The organism is Methylothermaceae bacteria B42, assembly GCA_001566965.1.
Classification (GTDB): domain Bacteria; phylum Pseudomonadota; class Gammaproteobacteria; order Methylococcales; family Methylothermaceae; genus Methylohalobius.
On the sequence record LSNW01000032.1, the window covers coordinates 1 to 19,106 of the forward strand.

Genomic DNA, 19,106 nt, shown 5'->3' on the forward strand with positions numbered 1-19,106 from the left:
TCACCATCATGAACGCCATGATTAAAAATAACACCCCTTGGACGCCAAAAATGGCTTGACAGGGAACACGGTTGCTCTCCCTTTGGGAGAGGGGTTGGGGAGAGGGTGTGACGGCGCTGTCCTTGCCGTTACCGGAACAGACCAACCAAAGGGGTACCAGCAGTTGAGTTATTGTCAAAACCATAGGCGGATCAATTGATGCAGTTGAATTTAGGTGAGTTGCTACAATCGCTATTGTCTGATTTCTTGCCCGGTGGAAAGGGTGGATTCCACCCTCAAATTGAAACTCCTCCGCAGCAATCATTCCAGCAACTTCTTCAGGGGACACAAGAAGCCATCCAATCAACGCAGCCGGATATACCCTTAGCTTTAACGATTAAGCAACTGAAGCCGGTCCATGGCCTGCCAATGGAACCTCAAGACTTCAAACCTTTATCCTTGGAGACCCTTGAAACTACGGAAGTAAAGAAACCTTATTTCTTGACAGAGTTTCAGCGTCCCGGGACTGGGGAGTTCCATGAAGAAGCAGGGATATCAATGGCACAAGAACCAGGGGATCCAGCTCAGATCCTGTTGCCTGCCCCTCCCACTTTCTTACCCTCGGCAACGCTATCGGAGGAAGTCGGTGAATCCGTTCCGCTACCAATAAACGAGGCGCATATTCCAGATGATGGAGAGTTTGCTGAACTTGATTTAACGCAAATTGAGGACTGGGGTTCGGCGGCAGATGGTTTTCTTGATGAGACAGCATTGTCCTCTCGGTCAAATGAGTCGCATGTGTTGAAACTGGGTACGCCAGAGGCAAATCCTGAGCCGGAGCCGGGCAAGCTGGCTTCTAAGCTTATGCGAGAAGATACGGCATTGCCCGAACCGTTGAACAACAAGTTCTCCAATCTGGAACAGGCAACATCAGCTTCGAGGTTTGAGCCGGAAACAGGTAAGCCGGCTTCTAATCCCGTGCTGGAAGAAGCGGTATTGTACCATCAGTTGAAAAAGTTCAACCATTTGGACAGGGCGGTGCCAGCATCGGGTCCTGGGCCGGAAACTGGTAAATTCGTTTCTAACCCGGTACCGCAACCAGCGTTATCTGCGGAATCAAACAACCCGCCCGGTTTGAACATCCCAACACAAAACTCCCTTCCTGGAACGGAGGATAGTGCACCGGTTCCTGCAACTATGTCCGAAGAAGCGGCGTTACCGCAACAGTCCGATAAGCCATCTGTTCTAAAAAATAGGATGGCGCAAGTTTCAAGTCTGGCGCAGGAAATTGGACCGGATGCTAGTTCCGCACCGGAAGAGGTGGCCACGCCAGTGCAGTCAGACAAAATTTCTGATTTGAAAGTAACGGCTCAAGCGCTACATCCTGGGGCGGAATCCGGAAAGCCAGCATCAGATTTTGTGACTCCGGCAAATGCTGCTGCTATGCTGAATGGTGAGGAGGCGCCCGCGCAACAAGTTTCTCAGGTGACAGAAACTGCTGTGAAACAAACTGCCGAAACAGATGGCATGCCAATGCAATCTTCACCTGTTCCAAACCGGCAAGTGTCGCCATCGGAGAAGGGCAACTTTTTATCCTTGGAGCGCCCCTTGGGAGGGCAGGGATGGGCGGAGGAATTGGGTGAGCGTTTGTTGTGGATGCAGAATAAATCGGTACATGTGGCCGAGCTTCGCCTCAACCCGGCCCATTTGGGTCCGGTGGAAGTGAAAATTCAGGTGAATAAGGAGGAAACCCTGGTTCATTTCACCGCGCAACATGCGCCGGCACGGGAGGCAATTGACGCAGCGCTTCCCCGCTTAAGGGAGATGTTTAACGCGCAACAATTATCGCTTGCCCAAGTGGAGGTTTCTTCCCACAATGGCTCTGATCAGAAGCAACCACACCAAGAACAGCACCATTCTTCCGCGAGCCGATGGCCGAATTGGAGCGAAGAAGGGGAAGATTTCGCGCGGGAAAAAGAAGAAAGGCGGCTATCCCAAGGACACCGCCTTTTGAATATCTATGTTTGAAGTGCCTTGAGCCCCGGCAATTTCCGGTTATTCCTCTTCGCTGGAGGCTTTGGCAGGTTCTTGAGGTTTTGGTTTTTCGGCCTTGACTTCATTCGGCGGAGCGTTGTCCGCTTGGGGAGGAGGGAGCAACGCTGCCGGGGTTGGCGAAGGCTTTTTGTCCTGAGCAGGTTCTGAAACAGTCGGCTGCGCCGGGTTTTGAGTTTCGGGGCCGGTTTGTCTTGTTCCCTCGGAAGCAGAGTTCTTGTTTTGTCCTCCCTGAGTATGACGTCTTCCACCCCGACGGCGGCGGTTGGTGCCTCTGCGGTTGCTTTGGCGTTTGCGGGGCGGTTCATGTGCGGGTTGCTCTTCGGGAGAAGCGTCTTGCCTCGGTTCCAGGGTATTTTCCGCGGTTTTTCTGGGGCGGCGGGTTTGTCCGCGACGGCGTCCGCCACGGGTTGTGGGAGGCCGGCGTTGAGGTCTTTCAGCCGTTGTTGTTTCCTGCAGGGGCTGTTCGGCAGGTTTTTCTTCGGGTTGAGCCTCTGCGGTTTTGCCGCCACCTACCAGCTTGCGCCAGAAACGTTTGATTAAATCTTTTGAAGAAGCTTTGCTTTGCACCGGCGCGGGCGTTGTCGGCAGGAAGTCCTTGACCGCTGGTTGTTCGATTTTTTTGGCGGATTCGCTGGCAAAGTCGGGAATCTGGCTTTCTTCCTTGGGAATTTGTTCGTAGCTGATTTGCTCGACTTCTTCACCGTCGCGCATCCGCTGGATTTCATAGGCCGGCGTTTCCAGATGCTTGGAAGGCACAATGACAACACTGACTTCATGGCGTTTCTCAATCTGTTCCAGCATGTGCCTTTTTTCATTGAGCAGAAAGGTGGCTGGTTCCAGGGGCAGGTGGACTACCACTCGTCCAGTATTGGGCTTGATGGCTTCCTCCTCAATAATCCTGAGGATTGACAATGCCAAGGACTCTGTCCCGCGTATGGTTCCCTGGCCCTGACAGCGGGGGCATGGAATCAGGCTGGATTCTCCCAACGAAGGACGCAGCCGCTGGCGGGACATTTCCAGCAGGCCAAAGCGTGAAATGCGCCCAATTTGCACCCGGGCCCGGTCGCTTTTGACGGCTTCCCGCAATTTGTTTTCCACCGCTCTTTGATTACGGGAAGCGAGCATATCGATAAAATCGATCACAAATAACCCGCCCATGTCCCGCAACCGCAATTGGCGGGCGATTTCTTCGGCGGCTTCCAGGTTGGTGGTCAACGCGGTTTCTTCAATATTGCCGCCTTTGGTGGAGCGGGCCGAATTGATATCTATGGAGGTTAGGGCTTCAGTATGGTCGATGACAATGGCACCGCCCGAGGGGAGAGGCACTTCCCGGCGGTAAGCAAGCTCAATTTGGGATTCAATCTGGAACCGGCTGAACAATGGCACCGTATCTTCATACAGCTTGGCTTTGCCAATTAAGTTGGGCATGACCTGCTGCAGGAAGTTGCGTACCATGCGGTAGGTGGCCGGGTTATCGATGAGAATTTCGTCGATGTCGGCGCGCAAGTGATCGCGCAAGGCACGGATGATGACGTTACTTTCCTGGAAAATCAAAAAAGGGGCTTGTCTTTCCTGGGCTGAGCGCTCAATGGCGTCCCACAACTGCAGAAGATAGTTGAGATCCCATTGCAATTCCTCGGCGGTTTTGCCTTCCGCCGCGGTGCGGACAATCAGCCCCATGCCTTCGGGAATATCCAGGGAAGCAACTATATCTTTGAGATCACTGCGGGTTTCAGATTCAATCCGGCGGGAAATGCCGCCGGCCCTGGGGTTGTTGGGCATGAGCACCAGGTAACTGCCTGCCAGGGCGATATAGGTGGTCAATGCAGCGCCTTTGTTGCCGCGTTCTTCCTTTTCAATTTGGATAACCAATTCCTGGCCTTCCTGAATCAGCTCCTTGATTTGCGCCCGGCCTTCCTCCGGGTTTAAAGGCCGGGAGAAGTACATCGGGGCTATTTCCTTTAACGGCAAAAATCCGTGCCTGTCAGCGCCGTAATTGACGAAGACCGCTTCCAGGCTGGGCTCGATTCGAGTGATGATACCTTTGTAAATGTTGGCTTTTTTCTGTTCGCGGGAAGGAACCTCAATGTCAAAATCGTAAAGTTTTTGCCCTTCAACCAGAGCAACCCGTAGCTCCTCTGGTTGAGTGGCATTGATAAGCATTCTTTTCATGCAGATTATCCTTTTGCGTCCAGGGGAACGAGCGAGAAGTACTGCTAGTCACAGTTTGATGTTCCTTTATGCTGTTAAGGAGGGCAGTGAATGCGTCGGCATGAAGTAGCTTCGACGGATTGGTAGAACTGCCTGGACTTCTCAAGCTTCGTTCATTTTTATGTTTATTGTTCAGGCCACTCGTTTGAATGTTAGATCGTTTACAATGGCCTGATTGTAAATTGTTTTGTTTCTGTTATGACACGATTACCGGTGCATGGTTCAAGTATAGGGTATTGGCGGCAATCTTTATCCCAAGTGGGCGCTAAAAGAGTTTCCCCGGGGATTCAGGCTAGTGTCAAGCGTCACATTATAACGACAAGCATCGGTAAAATCCATGATTCATCAAATGTTTATGGAAAAAAATAAACCGCAGGTCCAGTTGCTGAAAATCAGCCCTGATGATGCTGGTCAGCGCATTGATAACTTTCTTTTTTCCCGTTTGAAAGGGGTGCCCAAAAGCCGGGTGTATCGCTTGCTTCGTAAAGGCGAAGTTCGCGTCAACAAAGGGCGGATCCGGGCCCATTACCGGATTCAAGCCGGGGATGTTATCCGGATACCCCCATTGCGGATGGTTCCAGAAGCACCGGCAGCCATTGCCCCTAAAAACGTGGAAAAATTTTTGGAAAGCCGGATTTTATACGAGGATGCGTATTTGCTCGCCCTGAATAAACCCGCTGGAATGGCGGTCCACGGTGGTAGTGGGCTGCAAGGCGGGGTGATTGAATATTTGCGCCATATCCGGCCAAGGGAAAAAAGTCTGGAGCTGGTACATCGGTTGGATAAGGATACTTCCGGCTGTCTTTTGATTGCCAGAAAAAAGCAAGTATTGCGTCAGCTGCACGAAATACTCAGGGAGGATTACATCGATAAACGCTATCAGGCATTACTCTCCGGCGCTTGGAAAGAGCGCTTTAAGCGTGTGGATGCCCCGCTGCGGAAATTTGTTCAGCGCGGCGGGGAACGGTTTGTCAAAGTGGATGGAAGCGGAAAGGCTTCAGTGACGGAATTCCGACGTCTGGAAGCTTTTGCTGACGCTACCTTGGTCGAAGCCCGGCTATTGACCGGCAGAACCCATCAAATCCGTGTCCACGCCGCCCATTTGGGGCATCCCATTGCCGGAGACGAGCGCTATGGCATGGAAGAAATTAACCGGGCGTGGCACCGTTTTGGGCTCAAACGGTTATTTCTTCATGCATGGCGATTGACTTTTAACCATCCTGTTACTGGCGCTAAGCTCCAGGTGGAAGCCCCCCTGGAGCCAGAATTGTTATCCTTGTTGACCCAGCTGGAAAAAGCGTAAACGGTTATGCTGCTTGTTGCTGAAATCTGCCAGTATTCATGGGATCGCCCGGTGGGCCAAGGGGTGGTGTCTTCTCCAGCACCTGGAAAGCGTCGTGACGAATATGATTGCGCCGCATTTCTTCCCGGAGCAGGTCTTCAGTGACAATGCCTTGTTCCAGGCATTCCCTGAGCAGGCCAAAAAACAGATTTTCCTGGTTTCGATCGGGGTGAAGCCGGTAGGTGCCCAAAAAAGCATGATCGCCAAACAGGCGGCGCCGGGTGCGCATGAGCCAACCAATGGGAGGGAACAGGCGAAACCGGTCCGCCGGCGTCCAGTCGATGGGCAGGCCGGTTTTCCAAGGTTGGGTCAGGCGGCGGGTGTTGTGCAAGAGTTTGGTGTTGGGTGTCAGGCGGTCAAAATCGTTCCATTCAGGTTCCAACAGGCCGATATTCTCTTTGGGTTCGTTGCGCAGTCCAATCCAGTCTACATAATCTAATTCAAAGGCAAACATGGCCCGGAATTGTTCCTCGCAGCGCCAATGGGTGAGCTTGGCGCAATCGAGGAGCATGACGCTGCTGGCGTAACATTTATCGATCCACCATTTGGGGCCGGAACGGGGGCGGCACCAAATGGTCTTGCCTTGCATATCCCGGGACAGCAACTCCCAAACATCAGAAACCGCGAAGATATCCGGATCCACAACCACTGCCTTGCCCTGATAATTCATCAGTTCCGGGGGCATGAAACGCAGTGGGGTAAAGGATTGCAGGTCTTCGTTATGCCATATCCGCTCCACGCCATCACGCAGAAAGGGTTTGCCCTCCATTTCCTGGAAGAAAGGATAATCCTTGTGATGGATGATGCGGACATCGAAGCGGTCGCCATGGGCGGAATTGCGCTTCATGGAATATTGAGAGACTAGCGCGCCAACCCATTGTTTGTGATTTGTGTGAATAAAAACACAATAATCGCTGGCCGTTGATTTGTTCATACGTTCACCACCTGTTTAGGTTGCATGGAAGAGGTATAGCCGAAGCTTGGGTCCAAAAGGCTTTCGACCAAGGCATTAATTTGAGCGCATTGATTATCATCAAAATAGTCCTGCCAGCCACCTACTTTGGCTCGGCGGACTTTATAGGAATTGAGGTTGGATTTATCCTTGGGCACTAGTCGGCTGCCGCTGAAGCGGAATTTCTTTTCCTGTTCCAGTTTGCGCATATTCTCAATGGATGAAAATTCAACCGCGTCCAAAATCGTCTTTTCATCGCCTGGGGTGCCGAGGAACTGGGTCATTCGTTTTAACTGATTGGCGGTATCGGCGCGCAGATCCTCATAACGAACAATTAGCAGATGTTCGATTTTAGAAACCTCCCGTGCCCAAAGATTCATGAAGTCAATGATTTTTGGCAGGCCGACATCGGTGTCCATGACAAAATCAAAGATGGAAATGTCTGCGCCGTGGGGTGGATAGCGGTTGAGCTTTTTCTTGCCCGGCCGCATCCGGTATTTCCATTGAAAGAACTGGGAGACGGCGACATCCCGGGGGTCGCGTACGAGCAAGATGGTTTTTTTGTGATAGTAATCGGACTTATTGCCGTGGTTGCCGGTATAGTCCTTTAAATAATTATCATGGGTAAAGAAAATCTTTGGAATTGCGGGCCGCAGCCGGTGCATGTTGTCAAAACCCAACAGTTGATAGCCAGGCAATTGATGCAAGGTCTGATAAAAACGCGACAACATGACTCGCAGCCAGGTTCTGCCGCTTTTGCCATAGGACACAATTACGGCGTCGCAACGCCTGAGTTTGCTTGCCTCATTCCTACCCCTGAGCCAGCGTTCCAATTGAATTCGCTGTTGGGAAGGAAGGAAGAAACAAGCGCCTAAGATGGCATTGCGAGTCAGAATTTTGCTCAAATTTTGTACAAGGGGATGCATGAATTATTTCGCCGAATAAGATTGTGGGTGGATATTAGCTTTTATTTTACACTTACTTTTTGTGAAATTGATGACAAGTTGTGGTGGATTTGCATAAAAAATACAATTTGTTGTTTTTTGTTTGCTATAATTTGGATGTGAAGAAATATGGTCTAGACGGGGTAAAGTGCCCATGTGGTTCTTGTTTGGCAATGCACTGAAGCGGGAGATCTCATTCAACCCATATCCCAAGGTATGGGTGCTGCTAAACCAGCGGGCTGGAGAAAACACCCAGGTTTTGGCGTTGGCGGAAGCTTTGGGCTGGCCATATGAAGTAAAACGCTTCACTTATCGCACAGGCGTTCCCTATTTGTGTTTACAAGCCTCCTTGGCAGGCATTATTAAGGCCAAATCCGATTCGCTTAACCCGCCCTGGCCCGATCTGATTATCAGCGCGGGCGCTCGTAACGAACCGATCTGCCGTTGGGTTCAGCAGGAGGCCAAAAAATTGGGCCATCAAGTACGGTTGATACATATTGGAAGGCCCTGGAACCGGCTTGACAAGTTTGATCTGGTCATCACTACCCCGCAATACCGTCTGCCCCAGCGGCCCAATGTTTTACACAACAGTTTGACGTTACATCGGGTGACGACAGCCCGTCTTGAAATAGAAGTTCAGCGCTGGCAATCGCGCTTGGCGCATCTGCCTCGCCCCAGAATTGCTGTTATGATTGGTGGTTCTAGCGGTCCATATGTCCTCGACGAAAAGGCAGCACGCCGGCTGGCAAACCAAGTCAATGAGTTGGCAAGGAAAATGGGTGCTTCTTTGTTGGTGACCACCAGTGCCAGGACCCGGCCTGGGATTTTAGATGCAATCAAAAACGTGGTGACGGTACCCACCTATTTTTTTGAGTGGTCACAGGGTCAAAAAGACAATCCTTACTACGCCTTTCTAGGGATGGCCGATCATATAATAGTTACGGGAGACAGCGTTTCCATGCTAACGGAAGCGGTGGCCACGGGCAAGCCGGTACATATCTTTGATCTGCTGGATGAGAGTGACTTTCCGTCGCTGCGTGACTGGAATCTTGAAACAATGCGTGCTTGTATTTACCGGTGGGCGATGCAATGGATGCCCAGGCGGTTAACCCGGGATGTTTCCCTGGTTCATCAACGGGTCATCAGGGAAGGACAGGCGGTTTGGTTGGGCCAAACTTTTGTAAACGGCCCCAGAGTCTCGAGTCTAAAGGATAAAGATCTGGCCATCGCCAGGGTTCGGTCTCTGTTTTACGATCGAGAATTCACTCCTGTTGGAAAAAGAGTCAAACCGGTAGTTCGGGAAACGAAACCGGCGATGACCGCCTGAGTGCCTGCTTTTATAGTGCCAAACTGGCTTTGCAGCCGCCAGTTTGGCATCGTTTTAATCCGTTTCTCCTCTATACTTAAAAAGCCATTCCTAAGCTAGCTTTTTCCTCTGCATCCTTAAGAGCTTACGCGACATTTTTAACCTGTCACCTCCTAGCTAACAAGACCACACCCGCCCTTCAATCAATCTTTTGCGTGTTTAAATGACGTGGTCCTGTCTTGGCTAACCAAAACCCTTGACCCTGGTTTGGGTTTCTGCTTACGATGGGAAGGGTTTGTTCTTTGCTGGCCACTGTCGTTTAGTTCTGGTAAAGAATGAGCTGGAAAGGAGAGAAAAACTTAAAAATCTGACAATAAAGAGGAGCAAGATCGCAATGAAAATCGGAGTTCCAAAAGAGGTACACGAGGGCGAACGCCGGGTGGCGACGACCCCTACCGTGGCCGAGCAGTTGCAGAAATTGGGCTTCACTGTAGCCATTGAAGCGGGCGCGGGCGCCGAGGCCAACTTTTCCGATGACGCTTACCGGGAGGTGGGGGTTGAGATTATCGACGACGCCCGCAAGCTCTGGGAAGCGTCGGACATCGTGCTTAAGGTTCGCCCCCCAGAGGTGCATCCTTTTTGCGGCCCGGAAGCCGAATTGCTGCGGGAAGGGGGTAATCTCATTAGTTTCATCTGGCCGGCCCAGCACCCCGAGTTACTGGAAAAATTCAAGGAAAGAAAGGCCACCGTACTGGCCATGGATTGTATTCCCCGGATTTCCCGTGCCCAGAAAATGGATGCTTTGAGCTCCATGGCCAATTGCGCGGGTTATCGTGCAGTGATTGAAGCCGCCGAACATTTCGGCAGTTTTTTTACCGGCCAGATTACCGCTGCTGGCAAAGTGCCCCCTGCCAAGGTCTTGATTATCGGCGCTGGCGTGGCTGGTCTGGCGGCTATTGGCGCGGCGGTCAGCCTGGGGGCGATTGTGCGGGCTTTCGATGTGCGGCCCGAGGTAAAAGACCAAGTGGAGAGCTTGGGCGCTGAATTCCTGCAAGTGGAAATGGAGGGAGAAAGCGGCACCGGCGTGGGCGGCTACGCCAAGGAAATGAGCGAAGAATTCATCAAAAAAGAAATGGAAATCTTCGCCCGCCAGGCGATGGAAGTGGATATCATCATCACCACGGCTTTGATTCCCGGCAAGCCGGCGCCAAAATTGATCACCAAGGGCATGGTGGAGTCCATGAAGGACGGCAGCGTGATTGTCGATCTGGCGGCGGAGCAGGGTGGCAACTGCGAGTTGACCGAGCCCGGCAAGGTGGTCAAGAAATTTGGCGCTACCATTATTGGCTACACGGATCTGCCCAGCCGCATGCCGACGACTTCCAGCCAGCTTTACGCTACCAATCTGCGCCATTTGTTGGCGGAGCTATGTCCCGAGAAGAATGGCGAAATCAACGTCAATATGGATGATGTGGTCATTCGCGGCGCGACGGTTGCCAAAGACGGTGAAATCACCTGGCCGCCGCCACCGATCCCCGTGTCCAAGGAAGAAAAGCCCGCCCCCGCCGCCGTGGCGCCTCCGGCAGCGGAAGAGAAAAAGGAGGAAAAGAAAAAACTGCCCAAAGAGTGGGTGACCGCTATTGTGATGGCCATTGGCGGTTTGGCGCTTTATGGTGTGGGCATGGTGGCGCCGCCGGAGTTTTTGTCGCACTTCACGGTATTCGTATTGGCTTGTTTTGTGGGTTACATGGTGATCTGGAATGTTACCCCCGCTTTACATACTCCCTTGATGAGCGTCACCAATGCCATCAGCGGCATTATCGTTATCGGCGCGTTGATACAAATTTCATCGCCTGGAATCCTGCTCAAGCTGTTGGCCGGGATTGCGGTACTGATAGCCAGCGTCAATATCTTCGGGGGCTTTTGGGTGACTCAACGCATGCTTGGCATGTTCAGAAAATAAGGGAGGAAGAAAAATGCCACAAGGCGTAATAATTGTTTCGTATATTGCCGCCACGATATTGTTTATCTTGGCGCTGGGGGGGTTGAGTCATCCTGAAACCGCTCGCCGGGGAAATCTATTCGGCATCATCGGGATGACCTTAGCCATTGTCGCCACTTTACTATCAGATCAGGTGACCTCGTATTCTTTCCTGATCATCATGATGGTGATTGGCGGCAGTGTCGGGATTTATGTGGCCCGCAAGGTGGAAATGACCCAGATGCCGGAGCTGGTGGCCATCCTCCACAGCTTGGTGGGTCTGGCCGCGGTCTTGATCGGGTTTGCCAACTTCATCGACCCGACGGCCGAGTTCGAAGGCGCCGCCAAGACCGTCCACGAAGTGGAGATCTATCTCGGCATCTTGATTGGGGCTGTCACCTTCACTGGGTCGGTGATTGCGTTTGGTAAATTATGCGGCAAGATTTCCGGAAAACCGGTTTTGTTGCCAAGTCGTCACTGGATCAATCTGGCTATGTTGGTGCTGGTTATTTTGCTGGGTAAGTGGTTCCTGGGCACGGAAAGCACCGGCGCCGGCATTATGGCGCTGATATTGATGACGTTGATCGGCTTTGCCTTTGGCGTGCACATGGTGATGGCCATCGGCGGTGCCGATATGCCGGTGGTGGTTTCCATGCTCAACAGCTACTCGGGATGGGCGGCATCGGCGACTGGATTCATGCTGTCCAATGACCTTTTGATTGTGACCGGCGCGTTGGTGGGTTCCAGCGGGGCCATCCTGAGTTACATCATGTGCCGGGCCATGAACCGGAATTTCCTCAGCGTGATAGCCGGTGGTTTTGGCACCGAGGGCGGTGCCCCTGCCGCGGCAGCCGGGGAAGCTGGGGAGGTGGTGTCCATCGATCCAGAGGAAACGGCTGAACTGTTGGAAAACGCTAAAAACGTCATTATCGTGCCGGGTTACGGTATGGCAGTGGCTCAAGCCCAATACACGGTTGCTGAAATCGTCAAAACCTTGCGCGACAAGGGCGTTAATGTGCGTTTTGCCATTCACCCGGTGGCGGGGCGGATGCCAGGCCACATGAACGTACTGCTGGCGGAGGCTAAAGTCCCCTACGATATCGTCTTCGAAATGGACGAAATCAACGAGGACTTTCCCGATACCGATGTGGCTATCGTGATTGGCGCCAACGATATCGTCAATCCTTCCGCCGAAGAAGATCCCAACAGCCCGATTGCCGGCATGCCGGTTCTGGAAGTATGGAAAGCCAAGACCTGTATCGTGCTCAAACGCAGCATGGCAACAGGATATGCCGGGGTGGATAATCCGCTGTTTTTCCGGGAAAACACCCGGATGTTGTTTGGGGACGCCAAGGACAGTCTGGAAAAAGTCTTGGCGGAACTTAAAAAATAATCGTCGTTTGATTGCTCTAAATCAGGGCGGGCCGGCAACGGCCCGCTTTTTAGTGGGCATCCGGCAAATGCCGGTTGCCGTGTTGGCCAGCTTTCAGGGAAAAAGGGAACGGAGGCGAATGGGCATGCTGGGTTTTCCAGACCCAGGCGATGAGCGCGGCAGCAAAGAGCAAGCCGACAATAATGCGGATTCTCCGGCCGGTCAAGGCTAATCTTCCGGAGGCGGCAGGCGTTCCACCAGGGAATCCCACTGGATGCTGACTTCCGGCAGAATGCTTATAGGCGTTTCTCCGGTCATTTCTTTTACCTCCGGCTTGCCGTACCGTCCTTGATTATCCAGGCGATAGACAAGTATCATCCGCTCGACGGGATCCACCAGCCAATATTCCTTGACCCCGGCCCGTTCATAAACCTCCCGTTTGCGCTGGTGATCGTGGTAAGCGGTAGAAGGGGAAAGCACTTCCACCACGAAGTCCGGCGCGCCCCGCACGCCGCGCCGCTCCAGTTTGGACTGGTCGCAGACGACCAGAACATCCGGTTGGACAATGGTATCGACTTGTTCGTTGGCTTCATCTTGCTTGGGAAGCAGCACATCCACGGGGGCGATATAGGGGCGGCAGGGTTTTCCCGCTAATTGATTCCCTAATTGGCGATAAATTTCCCCGGCGATATCCTGATGGTCCAGGGTAGGGGCGGGGGCCATCAAATAGGCCTTGCCGTCGATGAGTTCGTAACGGACATCCTCGGGCCAGGTGAGGTAATCGCGGTAAGTGTAGCGGGTTTGGTTGTCGAGTGCTGGTTGCATGGCGTCCTCCTGCTTCAGGCGGGATTATCGCACGGCAGATAAACGCATTCCACTTCGAAAGTATCGGCGATTTTAGCCATCAAGGCCTGAATGCCAAACTGTTCCGTGGCGTGGTGGCCCCCGGCAAACATGTGAATTCCGGCTTCCTGGCTTTCGTGCCAGTCGTGCTCGCTCATTTCCCCAGTTACATACGCGTCGAGTCCCGCTGCCAGGGCCTCCCGCCACTGGCTGTTGGCGCCTCCGGTAATAATGCCCAGGGAACGAATATGCGCGTCAGGATCGGGGCTGGCCAGGATAACCGGGTGATCCAGGATTTGTTCCAGCTGCTTCTGCAATACTTTTGCAATCACAGGTTGAGATAGCCTGCCCTGCACGCCTGTGGTAGCATCTTGATATTCACCAAAAGGTTCAAGATGCTGCAGTTTGATTTTTTGAGCCAAGGTGGCGGCATTCCCGATTTCCATATGGCCATCCAAGGGCAGATGATAGCCATAAAGATTGATCTGGTGGCGCACCAGGGGGAACACGCGGCGGGCGAAAGGGCCTATTAACGGCCTGGCCCCATGAAAACGCCAAAACAGGCCGTGATGAACGATGAGCGCTTGGGCTCCTTGTGCCACCGCGGCATGGGCGGATTGCACGGTTGCTGATACGGCAAAGGCGATTTTGGCAATGGTTTCCGTCCCTTCAATTTGCAGGCCATTGGGCCCGTAATCCTGGTAATTTTCGGGGGTGAGCAATTCGGTCAAAAAGCGGGTGAGGTCATCGCGCTTGATTGTCATGGGAATTTGGCGGTCAGTTGAGAAACCAGGGATTCTAGCGAAGGGAGCGTGGCAATGGCCAGCGCCTCGATTTCGCAGGCGACCGGAGCGGAATCGGGGATTAATACAGGTTTCGTGCCGGCCTGGTGAGCCGCGAGGATGCCGGGTCCTGAATCTTCCACAGCCAGGCAATGGACGGGAGGAGTTCCCAGCATTTTAGCGGCTTGTAGATAGATATCGGGGGCCGGTTTCCCCGACGCCACTTCATCCCGGGTGACGGTCAACGGAAAATCATCCAGTATGTCTGCCAGCGCCATGCATTTTTCCGCATATTGCCGCTGGCTGTTGGTGGCGAGGGCATAAGGGATTTGGGCGTTCTTAAGAAAATCCATCAATTCCCGGTAGCCGGGCTTGGTGGCGATACCGTGGGCTTCTACCCATTGACGCCATAAGCGGGTGCTTAAATCATGAAAAGCGGGGATGTCGAAGTCAGGTCCAAACGCTTGTTGCAACTGGTTTTGCACGGCTTCAATGTGACAGCCCTTGAGTGATTGGCAAAGGGAATCACTGAGATCAAAGCCCAGTTCCCGGGCCGCTTGTTGCCAGGCTCTGGCGTAGGTGGGTTCGGTGTCCAGTATCAGGCCATCGAGGTCAAGGATCACTGCTTCAAAGTGGGGTAGGGCCATCAGAAAGACTTGGGATACAGATTTTGGGCGCCGTCTAGATTGCCGGTATCGCGGTACAACAATGGTTCTCCCAGCCTCTGAATAGCGCCATTAAGAACCCGGCCAAACACTACAATATGATCCCCGGCGGGACACTCGTGATGGAAATCACAATCCAGCCATGCCAAGGCTTGTTCCAAAATGGGCGCGCCGCACTTGCCCGGCCGCCAGGGGATATTGGCGAGTTTATCGATATCTCCGCTCTGGCCAAAGTGGGCGGCGAGATCCAGTTGATCGGCGGCCAGTACATTAACGATGAATCCGCCTCCCGCTTTGAGGAGGGGAAAGGATCGGTGACGGGGGTTGATACTCAAGGCAATCAGCAGGGGATCAAAAGAAACCTGCATGACCCAGGCGGCGGTGAAGGCATTGTGTTTTTCGCCATCGGCCACGCCAATTACATAAACGCCGTGGGTGAGGGTGCGGCAAACCTCGGCGGGGCGGGTCATGATTTTTCTTCCTTCAGATAACGCTCAATATCTTCCTTGGAAAAGCCTACGGCTTTGGCGACCCGGTCCGCGTGGCTGACTCGGGAAATACCGTCAATCAAACGGTAGGTGGGATGATCCTGCACGAATTCCACCTGTTTGGCCTGGCCAATGCCTTGCTGCATGAATTTATCCACCAGTTCATGATTATGGGTGACAAGAATGGTGGTGCAGCCTTTTTTATGAAAGCCTTCCATGATGTTGTAAGAAATTTCCAGCCGTTCCTCATAGGTGGTGCCTTCCGCCAATTCGTCCAGAATTACCAGGCTTTTTGGGGTTGCGGCGAGGAAGATTTTTTTGGTGTGCTTGAGCTCGGTGGCAAAGCGTCCCTCGCCATCGACTAGTTGGTTAACTTCGGGCACTTGATAGAAAATACGGTCGGCAACGGTAAGTTTGGCTTCCTGTGCCGGGATATAGCAGCCAATCTGGGCCAGTAATTGAGACTGTCCCAGGGTTTTGCAAAAGGCTGTTTTCCCGCCGCTATTGGGGCCGGTGATAAAAGTGATCCGGTGTTCGTCCAACTGGATGTCATTGGGAACGTAATCCGGATTGCCTTTGCCCAGAATGGGATTGCGCAGCGCCTTGGCAATGAAGCGGTGGTGATGGTCTTTGAGTAATTCCGGCAGGGTGGCGGGATTGCCGAAGTGCCGGGCGAAATGGTCAAAGCCCAGGAGCTCGTCCAAATAGCCTAAAGCTTCCAAGGTAGTATGAATCTCTTCATCTTCCCGGAAAATGCGGCGCAGCGGATAAATGAATTTATCCCGGTCGAAATTCCCGACAATAGGCGGATAAGCGGCCACCAGCGGCAGCAAAAATAAGCCGAATATGCCGGGTGCTATGCCTAAAATGGGAGTTAATCCCGCCCAAAGCAGCAATAGTGCCCCTGTGGTGCCGGCAACCAGGAGCGGTTTGAATAACTGAGGCCGGAATCTAATGGCCGGGAGCCAAACCGGCTTTTCATCGGCGGTCATAATCCGCTTTTCGGTGCGATACACAGGACCGCGCATTAGGGCGTGGGAGCGAGTTTTGGAAAAATTGGCAAGGGTTTCGATAAGCTGTCGCAGATAGGCGCTTTGGGGTTTAGGCAGATTTAGGGCGTCTTCGGCCAGTTGCAGCATGAAACGGGTGCCCTGGTTATAGGCTTCGTACCCAAAGCCCTTGATTTCCCTGGGGGAGGCCGGGGAACCGATGGTGCCAAGGAAAATGCTGTAGAGAAGTTTGTAAAACTCAGGTTCCAGTTGCGCGGCATTTTCGATGAGTGCTTCAATATCCCGGCGAAGGTTCTCGTTTTCCGCCAGTTCTCGCAGAGCCTCTTGCCTGCCGCTAATCAATTCGTCGTCAGTCAATGGTTGGGATAATGAGCGGTGCAAGGTGGCTTGGCCTATCTGGGTGCGCGCTTCGTTGACCTTGTCAAACAAAGCTTCAACTTCCAACGCCTCGAAGGTAGATTGATCGATTACCCGATCCGGGGTTTCTGGTCGGCTGGTTTTTATGACCGGTCCTTCCCGCCATTGCTTTAGAAAAGGTGGATAAAGTTTGCGTAAACTCTCAAGCATAAATTCCTCCTCTAGCCTCATTAACTTTAATGTATTCTCCCGGCGCTTCCCGGCTGGCACCGACAATAAGACGCAAATCTCCCTCAGGGTTCTGTTCTAAATGTCCCGTGATTTCCACCCATTCTCCTTGTTTGGCCTGGCCAATATAAGTCGCAGTGAAACTAAAAGCTGTTTTGATTTGGGGGTGATTGAGCCTGTAACACGCAGGGGTGGCGAAGCTTTCCGAGTCATCGATAATTTGCGCTTGGATTGTTGTCAAGCCTATTTTACGCCAGGGTCGCGGGTCTGGTGCCTGTATTTTTTCTTCAACCAGGATCAGATCGAATTTTGTGCCTTCAATGGCGCCTTTATTGAATTTTCGGCGTTCATGCCAAACGTACTCCTCGAAGGACAGTGAACACCCCCGGCGACTGTAGGTTTCGCGCCAGTCCGGTTCTGCCAGGATTCCCTGCTGCAACAAGGTTTTGACCGCGCTGCGGGCTTGTTGAAACGCGGATTTTCCATACACCACCAAGTCGATATCCGATCCGATGCCGTGACAGCCAATGAGCAAGGATCCAGTGACACCCAAATAGGCGCTATCCAGGCCATTTTCATCGAATAAGCCAAGAAGAGTGGTTAATTTAGTGGTCACGGGATCGGGTCGGGTACGTTTTAAAAGTGCTTGCAATGCTTCCCGGGGCCGGATGTGATGGCGAATAGCTTCCACAGGTACCGCTTGCAAGAGTATGTCACGTTTGGAGGAATAATAGAGATAGTGGGGATAATGGGTTTTGAGTAATTGGCTGGCTGCTTCGGTGGGGGTTTTTTTATAATGATTCCCTTCGCGGATATAGCGCAAGCAGGCGATCACCCGGCCTTCTTCGACGCCATTTAGAGTGACTGCAAAGAGCAACCCTTCGTGGGTTTCAATAAAGTCGCGAGCCAAAAACATGGGAACGTGGTTTGCAGGATAGGATTGTTACGGCCATCGGTATAGGGTGATAAATTTTGTCAGTAAATTTGACAAAAATGGTCAGGTTGTACGTGAAATAACAGTAGATATTTTATAAACAATTGATTAATTGTGAGTGTTTGGATAAGGCATAAAACATGCTTAAGTTTCTGTGAGGAAGCGATTTCCACGTGATTTTCGGAGGATCCATTCATGAAAAACAATATCATTGCGCTTATTCGTTCTTTCCAAGGATACACCTATGAAGTTGCCGGTATACTAACCGCTTATTTTGACGATCCCGAACAAGCCCGTGCTTGCGCGGAAAAGATTCTGGAAGAATGGAAAAAACAGGTGGAAGTGAATGGTTCGAGTCTGACCGTGTATATTTAACATATTGTTTTAATAGCATATATTTTTATTTTTTGGTTTTCAAAATCTTTTCTTTTCGGAGGCGGCTTAGTTGATGCATGCCTAAATTGTCCTTAGTCTTCTTCCTCCTAAGGGCATGTTGACAATTTCTTCCCCACTTATATACGGAGGATGGAAATGTCAGAAAAATTTACATTCTCGGTGTTTGCTGGGATTGTAAATGTTCAAGATAGGCGCTCATTGCATGATCTTTCAGACCATCACTCCCGGGTTTCCCCAAATCATCCAACCGGCCACGAAGCCTGTCCCAGAACATTTCCCAAGGGGACATGCCAAAATGTAGCATGCCTTGGGCGTCAAAGTAACAAAGTTGCCCGACATGACGGTACCTGAGGGCGAAAATACCTGGAATTGGCACCCTTGTGACTACATCATTATTATTTCGGAAACGAAAGCAAACCTTTTTGCAGGCGCGATCAAAAGCACTGGCAAATTCATCGTCACCGACCCTAGGCGAGCCATAAGTATAAATTCCTTGAATCAGGACTTGGTCAACGGGGTCAAATTTCATTCTTGCCGCGCTCAAGGTTGCCAGGGCTGCACCAAGACTGTGGCCAGTGAGCCAGACGGGCTGGCCTTGATACATCCCATAGAAAAAATCAAGAAAAGCTGGCCAAACCTGATCCAGTGCATGTAAAAAACCAACATGAACCTGACCCACTGGTCCCGGATACAAAGCCACATTTGCATCAGCGAGGATATCTTCCAATTGATCTAATTCTGTCCCGCGAAAAGCAATCAGCAGCATTTTATCCTGGCTGGCCAGATAGCCTTGGGTGCCGCCCTGGTTAAGATAGCGAGATTCCGTAAACCCCCACAGGTCCAAGGTTTCCGAAATTTTATCATCGTCCTCATAAATTAGGTTGGCGGCATGCCCAAGTGCCAAAGCATTAGTGCTGTCATAGCTTTTGGCCAGTGGATTGAATTGACTGAAGACACCCATGGATTCCCCCCTGCAAGACTCATTGGCCCTGCATGTTAGCATTGTCCCGGGCAGTTTTGGTAGCCATTGTCCTAAACCCAAGCTGACTTTAGATCAGCCTGTTTTGATCATCATGGTGGAAACCCCTTGTCAGCCCTTTTGGTTAAGTGAAACGAAGCGCCAAAATATGAGAGAATTTAAAGATTCTGCTCAAATTTCATACCTAAATTATGCAAGTGATTCGAGCACCGAGGGCGTCAATCAAGATTTAGGCAATGCCGAATCACTTGCAGAATTTAGGTTATAGCAAACGGAATTTTT

At 51.9% G+C, this 19,106-nt stretch carries 18 protein-coding genes and 1 pseudogene; 8 read left to right on the forward strand and 11 right to left on the reverse strand.

What is annotated here, in order from left to right; genetic code table 11:
- Positions 1-184: pseudogene (locus AXA67_11145) on the reverse strand (hypothetical protein).
- A 14-nt stretch (positions 185-198) separates the two neighbouring features.
- On the opposite strand from AXA67_11145, the gene AXA67_11150 reads away from it, so the two are divergent.
- Positions 199-2,007 (forward strand): hypothetical protein, encoded by a 1,809-nt coding sequence (locus tag AXA67_11150; protein KXJ39622.1) that lies wholly within the window; start codon positions 199-201, stop codon positions 2,005-2,007.
- Between the two features lie 27 nt (positions 2,008-2,034).
- Here AXA67_11150 and AXA67_11155 read toward each other — a convergent pair whose 3' ends face one another.
- On the reverse strand, positions 2,035-4,206 hold the full coding sequence (locus tag AXA67_11155) for a ribonuclease E (protein ID KXJ39623.1): 2,172 nt from the start codon (positions 4,204-4,206) through the stop codon (positions 2,035-2,037).
- A gap of 376 nt (positions 4,207-4,582) precedes the next feature.
- Between AXA67_11155 and AXA67_11160 the strand changes: the two genes are divergently transcribed.
- Positions 4,583-5,548 (forward strand): 23S rRNA pseudouridylate synthase, encoded by a 966-nt coding sequence (locus AXA67_11160; protein ID KXJ39624.1) that lies wholly within the window; start codon positions 4,583-4,585, stop codon positions 5,546-5,548.
- A 4-nt stretch (positions 5,549-5,552) separates the two neighbouring features.
- Here AXA67_11160 and AXA67_11165 read toward each other — a convergent pair whose 3' ends face one another.
- On the reverse strand, positions 5,553-6,521 hold the full coding sequence (locus tag AXA67_11165) for a hypothetical protein (GenBank protein ID KXJ39625.1): 969 nt from the start codon (positions 6,519-6,521) through the stop codon (positions 5,553-5,555).
- Positions 6,518-7,465, reverse strand: a complete 948-nt coding sequence (locus AXA67_11170) for a sulfotransferase (protein ID KXJ39626.1) — start codon at positions 7,463-7,465, stop codon at positions 6,518-6,520. Before AXA67_11170 ends, AXA67_11165 begins: the two co-directional genes overlap by 4 nt.
- Before the next feature lie 172 nt (positions 7,466-7,637).
- On the opposite strand from AXA67_11170, the gene AXA67_11175 reads away from it, so the two are divergent.
- The 4 genes from AXA67_11175 (at position 7,638) to AXA67_11190 (ending at position 12,374) form a co-directional block, all read left to right on the forward strand.
- Complete coding sequence (locus AXA67_11175; protein KXJ39627.1) at positions 7,638-8,810, forward strand: hypothetical protein; 1,173 nt, start codon at positions 7,638-7,640, stop codon at positions 8,808-8,810.
- Positions 8,811-9,183: 373 nt separating this feature from the next.
- Complete coding sequence (pntA, locus tag AXA67_11180) at positions 9,184-10,752, forward strand: NAD(P) transhydrogenase subunit alpha (protein KXJ39628.1); 1,569 nt, start codon at positions 9,184-9,186, stop codon at positions 10,750-10,752.
- A gap of 13 nt (positions 10,753-10,765) precedes the next feature.
- Positions 10,766-12,163 carry an NAD(P) transhydrogenase subunit beta gene (gene pntB / locus AXA67_11185; protein KXJ39629.1) on the forward strand — a complete coding sequence of 466 codons (1,398 nt, stop codon included), beginning with the start codon at positions 10,766-10,768 and terminating at the stop codon, positions 12,161-12,163.
- Positions 12,164-12,170: 7 nt separating this feature from the next.
- Entirely contained in the window at positions 12,171-12,374 is a 204-nt protein-coding gene (locus AXA67_11190) for a hypothetical protein (GenBank protein ID KXJ39630.1), read from the forward strand.
- Here the strand turns inward: AXA67_11190 and AXA67_11195 are convergent.
- From AXA67_11195 to AXA67_11220, 6 genes are read right to left on the reverse strand one after another with little or no spacing between them, the layout of a single operon-like run.
- Positions 12,371-12,967 carry a hypothetical protein gene (locus tag AXA67_11195; protein KXJ39631.1) on the reverse strand — a complete coding sequence of 199 codons (597 nt, stop codon included), beginning with the start codon at positions 12,965-12,967 and terminating at the stop codon, positions 12,371-12,373. The two genes, AXA67_11190 and AXA67_11195, sit on opposite strands and share 4 nt — an antisense overlap.
- A gap of 14 nt (positions 12,968-12,981) precedes the next feature.
- Positions 12,982-13,749, reverse strand: coding sequence for an NGG1p interacting factor NIF3 (locus AXA67_11200; protein KXJ39632.1), 768 nt, complete (start codon positions 13,747-13,749; stop codon positions 12,982-12,984).
- Positions 13,746-14,414, reverse strand: coding sequence for a hypothetical protein (locus AXA67_11205; protein KXJ39633.1), 669 nt, complete (start codon positions 14,412-14,414; stop codon positions 13,746-13,748). Before AXA67_11205 ends, AXA67_11200 begins: the two co-directional genes overlap by 4 nt.
- Positions 14,414-14,902 (reverse strand): flavin reductase, encoded by a 489-nt coding sequence (locus AXA67_11210; protein KXJ39634.1) that lies wholly within the window; start codon positions 14,900-14,902, stop codon positions 14,414-14,416. The genes AXA67_11205 and AXA67_11210 overlap by 1 nt, the downstream gene beginning before the upstream one ends.
- Positions 14,899-16,497 (reverse strand): DNA mismatch repair protein MutS, encoded by a 1,599-nt coding sequence (locus AXA67_11215; protein ID KXJ39635.1) that lies wholly within the window; start codon positions 16,495-16,497, stop codon positions 14,899-14,901. The genes AXA67_11210 and AXA67_11215 overlap by 4 nt, the downstream gene beginning before the upstream one ends.
- Positions 16,490-17,431 carry a hypothetical protein gene (locus AXA67_11220; protein KXJ39636.1) on the reverse strand — a complete coding sequence of 314 codons (942 nt, stop codon included), beginning with the start codon at positions 17,429-17,431 and terminating at the stop codon, positions 16,490-16,492. The genes AXA67_11215 and AXA67_11220 overlap by 8 nt, the downstream gene beginning before the upstream one ends.
- A 213-nt stretch (positions 17,432-17,644) precedes the next feature.
- On the opposite strand from AXA67_11220, the gene AXA67_11225 reads away from it, so the two are divergent.
- The gene (locus AXA67_11225) at positions 17,645-17,824 is read left to right on the forward strand and encodes a hypothetical protein (protein ID KXJ39637.1); all 180 of its coding nucleotides are present in this window, start codon (positions 17,645-17,647) and stop codon (positions 17,822-17,824) included.
- 169 nt (positions 17,825-17,993) lie between these two features.
- Here AXA67_11225 and AXA67_11230 read toward each other — a convergent pair whose 3' ends face one another.
- On the reverse strand, positions 17,994-18,806 hold the full coding sequence (locus tag AXA67_11230) for a hypothetical protein (protein ID KXJ39638.1): 813 nt from the start codon (positions 18,804-18,806) through the stop codon (positions 17,994-17,996).
- Between AXA67_11230 and AXA67_11235 the strand changes: the two genes are divergently transcribed.
- Positions 18,805-19,092 (forward strand): hypothetical protein, encoded by a 288-nt coding sequence (locus tag AXA67_11235; protein KXJ39639.1) that lies wholly within the window; start codon positions 18,805-18,807, stop codon positions 19,090-19,092. The two genes, AXA67_11230 and AXA67_11235, sit on opposite strands and share 2 nt — an antisense overlap.
- Positions 19,093-19,106 lie beyond the last annotated feature (14 nt).

Coding starts and splice junctions, on each gene's coding strand:
- AXA67_11150 (KXJ39622.1), top strand. CDS start 199: ATGCAGTTGAATTTAGGTGAGTTGCTACAATCGCTATTGTCTGATTTC.
- AXA67_11155 (KXJ39623.1), bottom strand. CDS start 4,206: ATGAAAAGAATGCTTATCAATGCCACTCAACCAGAGGAGCTACGGGTT.
- AXA67_11160 (KXJ39624.1), top strand. CDS start 4,583: ATGATTCATCAAATGTTTATGGAAAAAAATAAACCGCAGGTCCAGTTG.
- AXA67_11165 (KXJ39625.1), bottom strand. CDS start 6,521: ATGAACAAATCAACGGCCAGCGATTATTGTGTTTTTATTCACACAAAT.
- AXA67_11170 (KXJ39626.1), bottom strand. CDS start 7,465: ATGCATCCCCTTGTACAAAATTTGAGCAAAATTCTGACTCGCAATGCC.
- AXA67_11175 (KXJ39627.1), top strand. CDS start 7,638: ATGTGGTTCTTGTTTGGCAATGCACTGAAGCGGGAGATCTCATTCAAC.
- pntA (KXJ39628.1), top strand. CDS start 9,184: ATGAAAATCGGAGTTCCAAAAGAGGTACACGAGGGCGAACGCCGGGTG.
- pntB (KXJ39629.1), top strand. CDS start 10,766: ATGCCACAAGGCGTAATAATTGTTTCGTATATTGCCGCCACGATATTG.
- AXA67_11195 (KXJ39631.1), bottom strand. CDS start 12,967: ATGCAACCAGCACTCGACAACCAAACCCGCTACACTTACCGCGATTAC.
- AXA67_11200 (KXJ39632.1), bottom strand. CDS start 13,749: ATGACAATCAAGCGCGATGACCTCACCCGCTTTTTGACCGAATTGCTC.
- AXA67_11205 (KXJ39633.1), bottom strand. CDS start 14,414: ATGGCCCTACCCCACTTTGAAGCAGTGATCCTTGACCTCGATGGCCTG.
- AXA67_11210 (KXJ39634.1), bottom strand. CDS start 14,902: ATGACCCGCCCCGCCGAGGTTTGCCGCACCCTCACCCACGGCGTTTAT.
- AXA67_11215 (KXJ39635.1), bottom strand. CDS start 16,497: ATGCTTGAGAGTTTACGCAAACTTTATCCACCTTTTCTAAAGCAATGG.
- AXA67_11220 (KXJ39636.1), bottom strand. CDS start 17,431: ATGTTTTTGGCTCGCGACTTTATTGAAACCCACGAAGGGTTGCTCTTT.
- AXA67_11225 (KXJ39637.1), top strand. CDS start 17,645: ATGAAAAACAATATCATTGCGCTTATTCGTTCTTTCCAAGGATACACC.
- AXA67_11235 (KXJ39639.1), top strand. CDS start 18,805: ATGGATTCCCCCCTGCAAGACTCATTGGCCCTGCATGTTAGCATTGTC.
- AXA67_11230 (KXJ39638.1), bottom strand. CDS start 18,806: ATGGGTGTCTTCAGTCAATTCAATCCACTGGCCAAAAGCTATGACAGC.